Here is a 15,057-nt window from a genome sequence, read left to right as displayed (position 1 = left end):
AATTCAAGAAAGCAGGCTGAAAAAGAAATCAGAAACAAGGTTTCCTTTTTCAGTCTCTTTTATCCTTTATATAAAAAATGATAGGTAGCAGAAAGGGAGGCAATTATAGTGGCTTTCGAATTTAAATTACCAGATATTGGTGAAGGTATCCATGAAGGCGAAATCGTTAAATGGTTCGTCAAAGTAGGAGACACCATTAAAGAAGACGATATCCTTGTTGAAGTGCAAAACGATAAAGCTGTAGTAGAGATTCCTTCTTCAGTTGACGGCACGGTTAAAGAAGTAAGGGTAGATGAAGGTGTTACAACTACTGTAGGTGAAGTCATTCTCGTTATAGATGATGGCAGTGAAGATGCACCTTCAGAAGAAGCGCCGAAAGAAGAGCCAAAAGAAGATAAAAGTAAATCAGGTGAAGAACAAAACGCAGAAAATCCTGCAGACGAAACAGAAAAACAGCCTGATGAACAGCCATCTGAAAAGCCGGCTGCTGAAGATACAGAGGATGATGACTCCAGAGTAATCGCAATGCCATCTGTACGTAAGTTCGCCAGAGAAAAAGATGTTAACATCCGTAAAGTCAGCGGAAGCGGCAAAAACGGACGAGTGTTAAAAGAAGATATTGAGTCCTACTTGAGCGGCGGACAGGAAACTGAGGAAGCATCATCAGATTCTGCTGACGCAAAAGAAGAAAGCAAATCTGCTTCTAAAGCTCCTGTTTCCCAGAACACAACGGAACTTGAAGAGCGTGTACCGATGAAAGGTATTAGAAAAGCAATTGCCAAGGCAATGGTTAATTCTAAGCACACCGCTCCTCACGTAACGCATATGGATGAAATTGATGTAACAAACCTTGTAGCAAACCGTAAAAAATTCAAGCCGATTGCTGCAGATAAAGGAACAAAACTTACGTATCTGCCATATGTCGTTAAAGCACTTACTTCAGCTTTAAGAGCATATCCTTCATTAAATGCATCAATTGATGACGAAAACCAAGAAATTGTTTACAAAAACTATTATAATATAGGTATTGCTGCAGATACGGAGCAAGGACTTGTTGTTCCTGTAGTAAAAGATGCTGATCGTAAATCAATTTTCATGCTTGCTGATGAAATTAATGAGCTGGCTGTAAAAGCCCGCGACGGCAAGCTCAGCTCTGATGAAATGAGAGGCGGAACAAGCACTATTTCCAACGTAGGATCTGCTCAGGGTCTCTGGTTTACTCCAGTTATTAATCACCCGGAAGTAGCAATCCTTGGTATTGGCCGTATTGAAGAAAAAGCAGTTGTACGCGATGGGGAAATTGTAGCCGCACCAATGCTTGCTCTTTCATTAAGCTATGACCACAGACTAGTGGACGGCGTAACAGCTCAAAGCGCATTGAACCACGTGAAGCGTCTATTGAATGATCCAGAACTAATCATCATGGAGGGATAAGAATGGTAGTAGGAGATTTCGCAGAAGAAGTAGATACACTGATAGTAGGTTCTGGTCCAGGGGGCTATGTCGCGGCAATCCGTGCAGCCCAGCTTGGACAAAAAGTAACAATCGTAGAAAAAGGCGAAATAGGCGGTGTCTGCCTTAACGTCGGATGCATTCCATCTAAAGCGCTTATTCAGGCCGGTCACCGTTTCCATGATGCACAGCATGGAAGCGAAGATATGGGAATTGCTACAGAAAAAGCAACAGTAGATTTTTCGAAAGTCCAGGAATGGAAAGCCGGCGTTGTGAAAAAGCTGACCGGCGGCGTTGAAGGGCTTCTTAAAGGTAATAAAGTTAACATCGTACAGGGAGAAGCATACTTTTCTGATAAAAATCAGGTTAAGGTTTCTTCTGATGAATACAACTCACAGACGTACAAGTTTAAAAACTGCATTATCGCTACTGGTTCAAGACCAATTGAGATTCCGACTCTTAAGTACACGGACCGTGTGATCAATTCCACAGGCGCCCTGCAGCTTGAAGAAATTCCTAAAAAGCTGGTTGTTGTCGGTGGAGGATATATTGGTGTCGAGCTTGCTACAGCCTATGCAAACCTTGGTTCTGAAGTAACTATTCTTGAAGGTGAAAAGCGGATTCTTGGCGGATTTGAAAAGCAGATGAGCCAATTGGTTGACCGCCGCCTGAAAAAGAATGGTGTAACGGTAGAAACAGAGGCATTTGCTCAATCTGTTAAAGAAACGAAAAAAAGCGTTAAGCTTACAGCTGAAGTTAAAGGCGAAGAAAAAACGTTTGAAGCAGACTATGTTCTTGTATCTGTAGGCCGCAGACCAAACACGGAAGAACTCGGTCTGGAGCAGATCGGTGTAGATATGACGGACAGAGGGCTTATTAAAATCGACAAGCAGTCCCGTACAAGCTTAGATAATATCTATGCTATCGGAGATATTGTAGATGGTCCTGCACTTGCTCATAAAGCTTCTTATGAAGGTAAAGTAGCAGCAGAAGCAATTTCCGGTGAAGCATCGGCTATTGACTATCTTGCTATCCCTCTTGTAGCCTTTACAGAGCCTGAACTTGCAAGCGTCGGCTATACTGAGGACGAAGCGAAAGAAGCGGGCTATGATGCTAAAGCATCTAAATTCCCATTCCAGGCAAATGGAAGAGCACTTTCTCTTAACGACTCAGAAGGCTTTATGAAGCTCATTACCCGCAAAGAAGATGGATTAGTGATCGGTGCACAAATCGCAGGTCCTAACGCTTCTGATATGGTAGCAGAACTTGGTTTGGCTATCGAAGCTGGTATGACAGCTGAAGATGTAGCAATGACTATTCACGCCCACCCAACTCTTGGTGAAATTACGATGGAAGCAGCAGAAGTTGCTTTGGGATTACCAATCCACATTAAATAAAATGCGTCAAAGAGCGGCCTTCTTCCTAAGAGGCCGCTCTTTTTTTATTTCAATAAGATGGAAGAAGTAAATAGTATAAATACATACAAAAAAGGCTGCCCCATTTAGGGACAGCCTTTTAATTAAAATGATTATTTTTTTCCTGCGCTGAGATCTTCTTTTTCTTTTTTGATTTTTTCTCTTTCTTCACGAAGGCGTCTGCGTTCAGCCTGATTATTTAATTTATCAGCCTGCAGAATTTCATGCTCCGTCTGAAGCGATTTTAAGAGGGAGACGATCATTGCCAGCATTATAAAGGTGAAAGGCAGAGCTGCAATAATCATGGCCGTCTCGAGACCGCCGATACCGCCGGAAATTAAAAGGACGGCAGCAGCAGCCGAGATAATAATACCCCATGTGAATTTAACAGAGTTGGAAGGATTCAGGCTTCCATTTGTTGTTAGCATACCGAGTACAAATGTACCGGAGTCTGCTGATGTAATAAAGAAGGAGATAATCAGCAGTATGGCTAGAATGAGTGTTACTGAGCTTAATGGAAATTGATCGAGCAGGGAGAATAAGGCAATTTCATCGCCGCGTTCTACCATGATGTTATATAATCCTCCGCTGTTCTGTCCATCAAGGAAGATAGCCGTTGAACCAAATACAGAGAACCAGAGGCCGCTGAAAATAGTCGGTACAGCAAGCACACCGATAAGAAACTCGCGAATCGTACGTCCGCGGGATACGCGTGCGATAAATGTACCAACAAATGCAGACCAGGCAATCCACCAGGCCCAATAGAAAATGGTCCAGCTTTCGAGCCAGTCACGGTCACCGCTGAATGTATTTGTACTGAAACTCATGCTTGGAAGGTTTTGAACATAGCTTCCAATTGTGGTCGTAAAGGAATCCATAATATATACAGTAGGGCCTAAAATCAACACGAACAGCATAAGCAGGATGGCAAGTACAACGTTTGTCATACTTAAGATCCGTATACCTTTGTTCAGGCCGGTCATAGCTGAAGCCAGGAATAATACAGTAATAACAATAATGACAACTACTTGTGTAAATGTATTGTTTGTAATGAAGTCAAATGTATAACCAAGACCACCGGTTACCTGTACGGCACCAAAACCAAGTGAGGTAGCTATACCAAATATGGTTGCAAAAACAGCAATTACATCGATAGTAGTACCGATAGGTCCATCCACTTTGTCGCCAATAAGAGGACGGAATGTGGCGCTGATTACACCAGGTGCATCTTTTCTAAACTTAAAGTAAGCAAGAGTAAGAGCTACAATAGCGTAAATAGCCCACGGATGAAGTCCCCAGTGAAAGAAGGAATACTGAAGCGCTGCTGCTGCTGCGGCAGTACTTTCTGCTTCCTGATCAGGAGGACCATAGTAATGGTAAAGTGGCTCTGCCACGCCCCAGAAGACAAGGCCGATTCCCATACCGGCTGTAAATAAAAAAGCAAACCAGGTAAAGTAACTATACTCAGGCCGCTCATCCGGTTTTCCTAATCTGATTTTTCCATACGGGCTGACAATAAGAAACAAAGCAAACAACAAGAAGATTGTTGCCGCAATTAAGTAGAACCAGCCAAATGATTCTGAAATGTTAGCCTGGATTCCGCTTGTAATACTGTTCACATTTTCAGGAGCAATAACACCCCATAATATGAAAGCAATAGCAATTGCCAGGGAAATAAAGAACACGGGTGTTAATTTCTTCATAACGGACGTCAACCACCTTTCTTCGATTTTAAAATTTTACAGCTTGTAATATTATACCGATTTATGCAAGTATCATGCAAAATCCCTTTAAAGCCACAAAGATTATTATAACATGGTACGGGTATGTTGCAAGTTCAGTACTAAGTATATATAGGCCCGAAAAGTTTTATTCAGAAAAAGTGATCTTAAATCCATTACGTACTATCTATATATTTAACAATTTATTCCTTATATATATAATTAATCTAATGGTTTTGATATGATATAGATATTCTACAGGCTGGAGGCATACATAGTGAAAAAGTTTATGATGATTAGTTTTACGGCGCTTGTGTTAGCAGGCTGTTCCGATAGCGGACAGGAAAATTCAGAAGCGGAAGAAGTGGAAGAAACAGAAGAAACTGAGGAAGCAGCTGAACAGGAGGAAACGGATACCGAATCCGAATCATCGCAGGAGGAAGAGCAGCAATCGGATAATGCAGCAGCTTATTCTGTGAATGAAGCGGATGCTTCTCTGCAGGCAGAGACAGAAACAGAAAATCCAGCTGTACTTTTAACAATTGATGACGCACCTGATACATACGGGGTGGAAATGGCTGAAAAGTTAAAAGAAAGAGATATTCCAGCTATTTTCTTTGTTAATGGGCACTTCATTAACGACGAAGAAGGTAAAAAAGATCTTCAGGCGATATATAACATGGGCTTTGAGATTGGCAATCATACCATGTCGCATCCGGATCTGACATCTCTTTCTGAAGAAGAACAAAAAACAGAAATAGTAGAACTTAATAATGAAATAGAAGAAATAACAGGAGAAAAACCACAATTTTTCCGTGCTCCGTTTGGTATGAATACAGAGTATTCAAAAGCGCTGATGGAAGAAGAAGATATGATTTGGATGAACTGGACCTATGGTTATGACTGGGAACCGGAATATCAAAATGCAGAGGCACTTGCAGACATTATGGTCAACACAGAGCTGGTAAGAGACGGTGCTAATTTATTAATGCACGATAGAGAGTGGACAAACGAAGCTCTTCCGGAAATAATTGATGGATTCGAAGAAAATGGCTATGATTTTATTGATCCGGCTCATATTGAATCCAATTAAAGCATATAAAAGACTGCCCCTATTTCAGGGGCAGTCTTTTAATATTTAAATAAGTTATACTATTTAGTGTTGACAAAGCAAATGTGACATACTAATATAAAGGTACAGCATTTTTAAAACGCTTACAAAAAAGGGAGAGATTAGAATGGGAACAATTGTATGCCAGGTATGTAACGAAACAATTGAGCACTTTGAAGGAGAAAAGGTTGCTACACTGTACTCATCCTGCTCTTCATGTGGTTCTGAGAAAAAAAATCACGGACAACGGTAAATATAACTAGAAAAACCGGAGAGAAATTCTCCGGTTTTTTATTTGCCTTTTCGCCTGGAGGAAAAGCTATGCATGATGATGCCTGCTACAATAATAAAAATACCTGTCCAGGCATAGGTGTTTGGCATAGGGCTCGATAAAAGCAGCCATTCGCCGACAACGACAAATAAAATCTGCAGGGACTGTGTGGCTTCTACGGAAGCGAGCGCAGTTTTATTTTTTCTGGCTGCGTTTGTTGCGATGAAAAACAAGGTAGTAGCAATTACCCCGGAACAGACAGCTACAATAAACGTCTGAACGGTCTGGTTTACAGAAGGCGGCCCGGACTGTACTAATTCTATTCCTGCGACAATAAGCCATACAGGTAGGGTGCATAACAGCATTCCTAAAATGCGCTGAAAAGTATCCAGTCTCCCGTCACAGAGATCCATCATTTTTCTATTTCCAAGCGGATATGCAAAAGCTGCTGCCAGCACAGGAATAAGAATAAACATCATATCCTGAGAAGAGATGTAGGTAAAGGACTGGGCCTGAATAAGAGCAATACCGGATAAAATGAAAAGTGAAATCCATAAAGAACGAACCGGCCATTTATCCTTTAGTTTTTCTTTGCGGCTGGAGGCAGAAAGAAAAGGAGATATGAGTACTCCGGCAACAATCGTAATCTGCCATGAGCCTGCAACGAGCCACCCCGGTCCGTAGGCAGCCGCAAATGTAAGCGGGGCATAGAACAGGACAAAGCCTGTAAAGCTCCATATTATCCAGGGGAGGGGCTTAGCGGCTATTTCAATGAATACTTGTTTCACTCCCCTGCGCAGAAGTACAATAAGAAGAAGGAAAGGAATCATGAATAAAAATCGCAGGGATGCACTCCATGCCCAGCTTCCGCCATCCAGTTCCATAGCACGGTTTAATATAAAAGTAATCGAAAAAAATAAAGAAGCTAAGAGCCCCAGTCCCATTTCACGCATAAACTTCACCTCAATTTAAAAAGTTCATTATAATATACCATAAGTTAATTATAATTATAAGGGGGCGTAAAAGATGAAAGAAGAAGATCCGCTTAGACTATCAAAAAAGCTTGGTACCATCTTAAAAAAGTATCGGAAGGAGCGGGGGATAGGAATTCAGGAGCTTGCAGAAATGTCTTCTGTAAGTAAACTGACGTTAATTAATATTGAAAAAGGGGAAGCAAATCCATCTTTATCTATTATGTGGAAACTGGCAAACAGTCTGCAGATTCCAATTTCTTCACTGCTTGAGGAAGAAAGAAGCATTACCATATCTAGAAGCGGAAAAGGCTATCAAATGCTTAGTGCTAATGAAGCGTGTACGCTTGAAACTGTTTTTCACACGACTCACAGCGGAAAAATAGAAATGCACAGGGCTTTTTTGAAACCGGGTGGAAGTTATTTTTCAGAAAGCCACCAGCCGGGCGTTGTGGAATATGTAACCGTGATGAAAGGATCGGCTGCCATTATGATTGGGGAGGAAATAGTCGAACTGAGACAGTGGGACAGCGTAAGCTTCACCGCTGACGTAGAGCACGGATACGTAAACAGAAACCAGGAGGAAGAAACCGTTCTTCATTTTGTTATGACATATTCGGGCACTACTACATAAAAAAAGAAGCACATTGCTGTGCTTCTAACGAATTGGCCGTGCTTCTTTGATAACACGTATTTGTTCAAGGGAAGAATCTTCCGGTCCCTGAACAGGAAGCCCGGCCGCGGCATTTTCTTTAATATAAACAATGTTGGTTTCCGTAATCACTTCACCAGGAAGCAGGACGGGAATACCTGGGGGGTAAATCATAACAAATTCAGCAATAATCCGGCCGGCGCTTTCTTCAAAGGGAATTGTTTCCGTAGGTGCATAAAAAGCATCGCGCGGAGGGATGGCAAGAACCGGTATGTCTGGAAGGTGAATGGAGACGGGACTTCCAAGTTTACCGGCTCCGACAAACGCTTCGGATAGATTCCTAAGGGCGCGTAATAAAAAATCTGTATCGCTTCTGTCGTCTCCAAAGGAGATAATGCAGAGAATATTATATAAATCAGAAAGCTCAATTTCAATATTGTACTGGGAGCGAAGCCATTTCTCTACTTCATAGCCGGTTATTCCAAGATCGGCAACAGAGATTAAAATTTTTGTCGGATCAAAGGCAAAAGCGGCGTTGCTGTCGAGCATTTCCCGGCCCGGACAGTACAGGCCGGGAATGGCGTTAACTTCTTTTCTCACGGATTCAGCAAGAGCGATGGTCTGCTCCAGCAGACGCTCTCCCTGCGTGGCAAGGTACTTTCTTGCTGTATCCAGAGAAGCAAGAAGAAGATAAGACGTGGAGGTGGTAGTGAGCATGCTCATTACTGCCTGGACGTGGTGGGGGTCCACCAGTCCTTTCTTCACGTTTAATACAGAACTCTGTGTCATCGACCCCCCAAGTTTATGAACGCTTGTAGCGGCCAGATCAGCACCTGCCTGCATGGCGGATAAGGGGAGATCCGGGTGGAAATGAATGTGAACGCCGTGGGCTTCATCAACTAAAACCGGTATACCGGCCTGATGAGCAGTATCAACGATCAGCTTCAAATCAGCAGAAACGCCGAAATAAGTAGGATTAATGACAAGAAGAGCTTTCGCCTCGGGATGTTCCTGCACAGCGGTCTGAACAGAGGCTGGAGTAATACCATGCGAAATTCCCAGTTTTTTATCAAGTTCCGGATAAATAAATACCGGAACGGCACCGGCAAAAATGATCGCTGACATAATTGATTTATGCACATTGCGCGGAACGAGAATCTTATCACCGGGGGCGCAGACAGATAATATCATCGTCATAATCGCGCCGCTTGTTCCCTGTACCGAAAAAAAAGTATAATCAGCAGAAAATGCGTCGGCGGCAAGCTCCTGTGCTTCATGGATGATGCCATGCGGATGATGGAGGTCGTCGAGCGGTTCAATATTTATTAGATCTATAGATAAAGCATTATGGCCGATAAAATCCCGGAATTCGGGATTCATTCCTTTTCCTTTTTTATGGCCGGGAATATGAAAAGGTTTTGGTTCGGCGGAAGCATGCTTTAATAACGCATGAAATAAAGGTGTTTCCCATTGGTTGAGCATATGACGGCTCCTTCTATTAAAAATTCAAAACAAGAAAAAGTATACCAAACATACAGGCAGGTGCAAACAAATACTATTTGCTGGAGGCAGAAATTATGGACTGGACAACCCGTATTACATCTATGCTGGGAATCAAATATCCAATTATTCAGGGAGGGCTTGCTTATTTAGCCTACTCGGATCTGGCGGCAGCCGTATCAAATGCGGGCGGGCTCGGTCAGATAACGGCGATGTCTTTAAATAATGAGGAAGAACTGGTCGAGGAAATACGTAAAGTCCGGATGAAAACGGATCGTCCTTTTGGCGTAAATTTTGCTATCGGCCAGCACGGCCGCCCTTTTGAACATATGGTGCAGGCAGCTGTTGAGGCAGAAGTTCCTGTCATCTCCATGACTGGAGGCAACCCAAAACCTATTTTGGACATGCTGGAACATACTCCTATTAAAAAGCTGGTTCTCGTGGCTGCTAAACGGCAGGCGGTAAAAGCAGAAGAACTTGGCGCGGATGCTGTAATGGTTGTGGGTCAGGAAGGTGGAGGGCATTTAGGACGGAATGATACCGGAACGATGGTGCTTATCCCACAGGTCGTCGACGCTGTTTCCATCCCGGTTATTGCTTCCGGCGGCATTGGAGATGGTCGTGGATTGATGGCTGCTTTTTCGCTCGGAGCAGAAGGTATTGAAATGGGGACAAGGTTTATCGCTACAAAAGAATGCGTACATGCCCATCATGTTTACAAGCAGGCATTGATAGAAGCCGGCGATGGTGATACGGTAGTAATCAAAAGAACGCTGGGCGCTCCTGCCAGAGCACTTAAGAATACATGGACAGAACAGATACTGGAAGCAGAAGAACAAAACCCTTCTTACGAAAATATAAAGCATCTGATCAGCGGAGAAGCAAATAAAGCCTATATATATGAAGGAAAAAAAGAAAATGGATTCGGCTGGGCGGGCCAAATTGCTGCTTCTATAGACGACTGTCCCAATGTTGAAACACTAATTGATTCATTAATCGGGCAGGCAGAACAAATCCGTAACAGATGGAAAGGAGAATAACATGGAAGAATCAGTAAATATTCCAATTTCAATGGATTGGTCTACAGAAGAAGTGGTAGATGTAGTGGAGTTTTTTACAATTATTGAAAAAGCATACGACAAAGGAGTGAAAAAAGAAGTACTCCTGGATCATTACAATCGTTTTAAAAAAGTGGTCCCTTCAAAATCCGAAGAAAAAACAATCTGCGGTGAATTTGAAGGAAAAACAAATGTCTCGTGCTGGCACACTGTGCAGGCTGCGAGAAAAGCAGAAAGCGCAGCGCTTATTAAAATGAGTTAATATATAAAGCCCTTCCGGAAAATGATTCCGGAAGGGCTTTATTATATTATTGATACTGCTTCTGTTTCTCAAAAGAAAGCTGATAAAATGGGATCAGCTGCCTCATAACAGAAAGAGCTTCGTTAAAAAATGCTTCACCGTCCTGAAGAACGGCGTCTCCTGCCTGATAATGACGGCCAATCAGTAATTCGCCTTTTTTCACATCACGGAAACGCTTCAGCATAGTTGACAATTCTTCTTCGGAAAGATTCTCAAGTGCATAAGCCTCTTTTTTCATATGATCCGGAGAAATAACAAATTCACCGGGGAGATTTTCGAACATGTCCAGCTGCTCTAGAAAACGATCGGCAGCTTTTGCTTTGTCAGGCATTTCATAAATGAAAGCAAGCCATACAAAAACATGGTCATCGAACATGCCTACCTGAAAATGAGGGTGTTTTTTATAGCCTCTTTTATTATCCGCAATGCCAAGCCATGTATCATTAGGTGGATTTACTTTGCGGCGGGCGTGTTTTGCAATATGCAGAAACATTTCTTTATTGAGCTCCATCGTCAGTTCTTCAGAAAGAGCTGTACCAAGCTGCTGGAATTTAGGCTGGATACGCTCTTGTATAGCTTTCATCCGGCCATCCAGCCCTTCAATAGAAAATGCATCAAAATCGTGCTGCGAAAATCCTGTAAAGTCCATGTGTGTTTCCCCCTTTTTTCCAATAGATACATCATATCCGTTATTAAAAAAAGTCGCAAATATTAGCAGGAGATTTTTTGTTGCTTTTCATTAATCATGTGATATACTATCAGAAACAAAATGTCTGAAAATTTTGTTATATGTGCCGATGCAGCCAGGTCCAGAGAATATCCATTTAAAAAAGGGGTGTGGAGACGATGGAACAAGTCATAGAAACGCTGAAAAGAAGAGATGCCGAAGAGCGGATTCCAGTATTGAAGCTTGAAATAGACTATGAACTCGTGACGCTGCATGATGCATTAATACAAAATTGCATGGATGAAATCGCAAACTGTAAAATCAGGCTTGAAAAATTCCGGCAGGAACTAATACGGCTTGAAGTATAATAAATAAATGCAGCCAGCAGGTAAACATAAGTGAATATCCAATAAATCAAAGTCCGCCGCAGGCGGGCTTTTCTTTTTCAAGCGTCATGGTTACAAGCGACATTTTTCGGGAAATAAGATAAGATGTAGAAACAGACACAATAGTAGGAGTGGTCAAGGTGAGTATAAACTATCCAGAATTATTACATATAGTGAAAGGCTGGGTTGAAGAAGCAGGGGAAACGATAAGAACCTCTATGGATAAACCTTTAAATATAGAAACAAAATCAAATGTGAATGATTTAGTAACCGAAATGGACTATCAAACAGAAGCTTTCTTTAAAGAAAAAATAGCGGCTCATTACCCGCACCATCAAATGCTGGGGGAAGAAGGAACAGGAGAGTCGCTTCGTTCTACTAAAGGCGTGCTCTGGATTATAGATCCTATTGACGGTACGACTAATTTTGTTCATCAGCAGTATAACTTTGCCATCTCAATAGGAATTTTTGAAGATGGGGTAGGGCAGCTGGGGATTGTCTATGACGTGATGAAGCGGGAATGGTTTACAGCTCTAAAAGGGGAAGGTGCCTTCCAAAATGATAAACAACTGGAAAAAAGAAAACCGGTAACGCTTGAAAAAGCAATAGTCGGCCTGAACAGCCGCTGGCTTGTATGGGAGCATAAAAATGGCGGGGAAAAGCTTCATGACCTGGTACATAAATCGAGGAGTGCCCGTTCCTATGGTTCAGCTGCGCTGGAATTGTGCTATGTTGCCTGTGGAAGGCTCGATACGTATATTAATCTTCGACTGTCTCCCTGGGATTATGCCGGAAGTTTAATTATATTAAAAGAGGTAGGAGCATCCGCTACGACATTTTCTAATGAAAATCCCTCACTTTTGGAAAAGGGAACGTTTATTGCAAGTGCTCCTTCCCTGCATGAGGAATTACTGTCTTATATGCCGGAAATAAAGTAAAAAAAGTCTTTGACAACGTTTTCATATGCGTTTATAATCAAGTTAAGTTAATGAAGAGCTACTAAGAGAAGATGAGACCAGTAGATATTTTTCACGCCGATAGTATCGTGATTAATTTTCCACTGGTCTTTTTTGCGTAGCGATAGCTGTAACCTAGGAAAACAGCTTTTATTTTCTGAATATTTATAATTTTTAATAATATAAAGGAGGAACAAACATGTCGCCATTTATTGGAGAACTGCTGGGCACAATGATACTTATTATTTTCGGTGGTGGTGTTGTAGCAGGCGTAGTATTGAAGAAATCAAAATCAGAAGGGTCCGGCTGGATAGTTATTACTATTGCCTGGGGTCTCGGGGTTGCAATGGCTATTTATGCGGTAGGACAGATAAGTGATGCGCACATTAATCCAGCTGTAACGGTTGGTCTTGCAATGGCAGGAGATTTCCCTTGGGCAAGCGTACCAGGCTACATTGCAGCTCAGGTGATTGGAGCATTTATTGGAGGCACGCTCGTATGGCTCCACTACTATCCTCATTTCAAAGAAACAGAAGATCAGGGTGCAAAACTTGCAGTTTTTGCTACAGATCCGGCAATTCGTTTCCGGCCGTCCAACTTTTTTGGTGAAGCACTCGGTACATTTATGCTGGTATTCGGAATCCTGGCTATCGGAGCAAACGATTTTACGGAAGGATTGAATCCTCTCATTGTAGGAGCGTTAATTATTGTTATCGGTTTATCTCTCGGCGGTACTACCGGGTATGCAATCAACCCGGCACGTGATTTTGGACCGCGGCTTGTACACTTTTTCATGCCTATTGCAGGAAAAGGAAAGTCAGACTGGGGCTATGCCTGGGTACCAATAGTAGGACCGCTTCTTGGCGGATCACTCGGGGCACTCAGCTATAATTCCTGGTTTAATGGAATAACCACGCCGGCTTATTTCATCGTATTAGCTGTATTCTTGGCTGTTCAGCTTACAACCATTATGATGGAGCGCAAATCAACGAAACAAGACAGACCGGGACGCAATATTGTTCATGAAAAAGCAACACCTAAAATGTAGCGTTCAACAGCTCTCTGCTAAAAGCAGAGGGCTTTTTTTTGTTCATTTTTATGAGCAGAATGTTTTTAACTTTCTTTTCATTTCAATATGTTTCTAAGGTTACACTCGAAAGAATTGTCTGATAAATTTAGCAGATAAATCTTTCTGCTTTATTATGCAAGCGCATACAAATAAAGCTAACCGAAGATAGAGTGGAGGAGGAACGAATAATGACTAGTTTATTAGGATTTATAACGATTTTTACTATTGTTACCCTGCTTATTACCAAAAAAATATCCCCCGTAGTAGCATTAATACTTATTCCTGTTATTAGTGCACTGCTTCTGGGGACCGGTGCCGCTGAATTAACAGGATACTTTGAAGATGGTATTGATGCCGTCATATCTGTCGTTATTATGTTTATATTTGCTATATTGTTTTTCGGAATTATGCAGGATGCTGGTTTATTTGATCCAATAATAAAAAAACTTGTTTCCCTTACAAGAGGAAATGTGATAATCGTAGCGATGGTAACTATCGCTATTGCAATCATTGCAGGACTTGACGGATCGGGGGCATCAACCTTTCTTATTACGATCCCTGCACTACTGCCTTTATACAAACGACTGCATATGAGTCCTTATTTATTGATGCTGCTTGTTGTCCTGAGTATTGGAGTGATGAACCTGCTTCCCTGGGCAGGACCGATCGGGAGAGCGGCTTCTGTATTGAATATGGATCCTGTCGAATTGTGGAGGCCTCTCATTCCTCTTCAGCTTATAGAAATCGGACTGCTGTTTATTATCGGAGCATTGTTTGGATGGAGAGAGAAGAAACGTATAGAACAAAAATTTGGTATAGAAGCGTACCGTGAATCAGCTGCAGCCGTAGATGTGACTGCAAAGGAAATGACGGTTCATGAGGAAGAGCGGGAAAAGCTGAGAAGACCGAAACTGCTGTGGATTAATATTCTGCTGACCGCTGGGGTAATAGGCATGCTGATGAGCGGCTTTCTTCCTTCCGGATTTGTATTTATGATAGGTCTTGCGATTGCACTTCCGTTGAATTACCCAAAAGTGGATGAGCAAATGGACCGCATTAAGGCCCACGCACCAAATGCCCTGATGATGGCAGGTATTATTTTGGCTGCGGGTTCATTTTTAGGAATTTTAGAAGGAACGGGAATGCTTGATGAAATGGCAGGGGATATTGTTAACCTGCTGCCGGCTGTTTTTATTCCATATCTGCACATTATTATCGGCTTGTTCGGTGTTCCATTTGATTTAGTATTAAGTACAGATGCTTATTACTTTGCCTTGGTTCCAATTGTAGAACAAATTGTCTCTCAGGCAGGAGTAGCTTCAACAACGATTATATATACGCTGGTAATTGGAAATATCATTGGAACGATGGTGAGTCCATTTGCCCCTGCTTTATGGCTTGGACTTGGCCTTGCTGGTATTGAGATGGGCAGGCACCTGCGCTATTCGTTTTTCTGGGTATGGGGGTTCAGCATCATTCTATTAGGCGTTGCATGGATGATTGGCATTATAGGAGTATAGAAAAAGC

At 42.2% G+C, this 15,057-nt stretch carries 15 protein-coding genes; 11 read left to right on the top strand and 4 right to left on the bottom strand.

The features are described from left to right. Positions 1-108 precede the first annotated feature (108 nt). A complete protein-coding gene (locus ATL39_RS06055) occupies positions 109-1,434 on the top strand; it encodes a dihydrolipoamide acetyltransferase family protein (RefSeq protein ID WP_120192398.1) in 1,326 nt (441 codons plus the stop codon). Between the two features lie 2 nt (positions 1,435-1,436). After that, a complete protein-coding gene (gene lpdA / locus ATL39_RS06050; RefSeq protein WP_120192397.1) occupies positions 1,437-2,849 on the top strand; it encodes a dihydrolipoyl dehydrogenase in 1,413 nt (470 codons plus the stop codon). Between the two features lie 131 nt (positions 2,850-2,980). Here lpdA and ATL39_RS06045 read toward each other — a convergent pair whose 3' ends face one another. Next, entirely contained in the window at positions 2,981-4,570 is a 1,590-nt protein-coding gene (locus ATL39_RS06045; RefSeq protein WP_120192396.1) for a glycine betaine uptake BCCT transporter, read from the bottom strand. Between the two features lie 295 nt (positions 4,571-4,865). Here ATL39_RS06045 and ATL39_RS06040 point away from each other — a divergent pair, with 295 nt between their 5' ends. Further along, positions 4,866-5,681 carry a polysaccharide deacetylase family protein gene (locus ATL39_RS06040; RefSeq protein ID WP_245960929.1) on the top strand — a complete coding sequence of 272 codons (816 nt, stop codon included), beginning with the start codon at positions 4,866-4,868 and terminating at the stop codon, positions 5,679-5,681. Between the two features lie 145 nt (positions 5,682-5,826). Next, complete coding sequence (locus ATL39_RS06035; RefSeq protein WP_120192395.1) at positions 5,827-5,952, top strand: GapA-binding peptide SR1P; 126 nt, start codon at positions 5,827-5,829, stop codon at positions 5,950-5,952. 38 nt (positions 5,953-5,990) lie between these two features. On the opposite strand, the gene ATL39_RS06030 is transcribed toward ATL39_RS06035, so the two are convergent. Then, positions 5,991-6,923 (bottom strand): DMT family transporter, encoded by a 933-nt coding sequence (locus ATL39_RS06030; RefSeq protein WP_120192394.1) that lies wholly within the window; start codon positions 6,921-6,923, stop codon positions 5,991-5,993. 73 nt (positions 6,924-6,996) lie between these two features. On the opposite strand from ATL39_RS06030, the gene ATL39_RS06025 reads away from it, so the two are divergent. After that, positions 6,997-7,575 (top strand): XRE family transcriptional regulator, encoded by a 579-nt coding sequence (locus tag ATL39_RS06025; RefSeq protein WP_120192393.1) that lies wholly within the window; start codon positions 6,997-6,999, stop codon positions 7,573-7,575. Between the two features lie 24 nt (positions 7,576-7,599). On the opposite strand, the gene ATL39_RS06020 is transcribed toward ATL39_RS06025, so the two are convergent. Further along, positions 7,600-9,075, bottom strand: coding sequence for an aminotransferase class I/II-fold pyridoxal phosphate-dependent enzyme (locus tag ATL39_RS06020; protein ID WP_120192392.1), 1,476 nt, complete (start codon positions 9,073-9,075; stop codon positions 7,600-7,602). Between the two features lie 95 nt (positions 9,076-9,170). Between ATL39_RS06020 and ATL39_RS06015 the strand changes: the two genes are divergently transcribed. Both ATL39_RS06015 and ATL39_RS06010 read left to right on the top strand, forming a co-directional pair. Then, positions 9,171-10,133, top strand: coding sequence for an NAD(P)H-dependent flavin oxidoreductase (locus ATL39_RS06015; RefSeq protein ID WP_120192391.1), 963 nt, complete (start codon positions 9,171-9,173; stop codon positions 10,131-10,133). Position 10,134: 1 nt separating this feature from the next. Further along, on the top strand, positions 10,135-10,413 hold the full coding sequence (locus ATL39_RS06010; RefSeq protein WP_120192390.1) for a UPF0223 family protein: 279 nt from the start codon (positions 10,135-10,137) through the stop codon (positions 10,411-10,413). Positions 10,414-10,459: 46 nt separating this feature from the next. Here the strand turns inward: ATL39_RS06010 and ATL39_RS06005 are convergent, their stop codons facing one another. After that, positions 10,460-11,101, bottom strand: coding sequence for a YktB family protein (locus ATL39_RS06005; RefSeq protein ID WP_120192389.1), 642 nt, complete (start codon positions 11,099-11,101; stop codon positions 10,460-10,462). Positions 11,102-11,298: 197 nt separating this feature from the next. Between ATL39_RS06005 and ATL39_RS06000 the strand changes: the two genes are divergently transcribed. From ATL39_RS06000 to ATL39_RS05985, 4 genes are all read left to right on the top strand, one after another. Beyond that, positions 11,299-11,487: a hypothetical protein gene (locus ATL39_RS06000; protein ID WP_120192388.1), complete on the top strand. Its 189-nt coding sequence runs from the start codon at positions 11,299-11,301 to the stop codon at positions 11,485-11,487. A gap of 158 nt (positions 11,488-11,645) precedes the next feature. Further along, on the top strand, positions 11,646-12,443 hold the full coding sequence (locus ATL39_RS05995) for an inositol monophosphatase family protein (protein ID WP_120192387.1): 798 nt from the start codon (positions 11,646-11,648) through the stop codon (positions 12,441-12,443). A 217-nt stretch (positions 12,444-12,660) separates the two neighbouring features. Next, positions 12,661-13,509, top strand: coding sequence for an MIP/aquaporin family protein (locus ATL39_RS05990; protein ID WP_120192386.1), 849 nt, complete (start codon positions 12,661-12,663; stop codon positions 13,507-13,509). 209 nt (positions 13,510-13,718) lie between these two features. After that, entirely contained in the window at positions 13,719-15,050 is a 1,332-nt protein-coding gene (locus ATL39_RS05985) for a CitMHS family transporter (RefSeq protein ID WP_120192385.1), read from the top strand. The last annotated feature ends 7 nt before the right edge of the window (positions 15,051-15,057 follow it).

The organism is Sinobaca qinghaiensis (assembly GCF_003610495.1).
In the GTDB taxonomy this organism is placed as follows: domain Bacteria; phylum Bacillota; class Bacilli; order Bacillales; family Marinococcaceae; genus Sinobaca; species Sinobaca qinghaiensis.
Note: the sequence above shows the minus strand (reverse complement) of the source record. Positions and strands in the feature narration are given on the sequence as shown.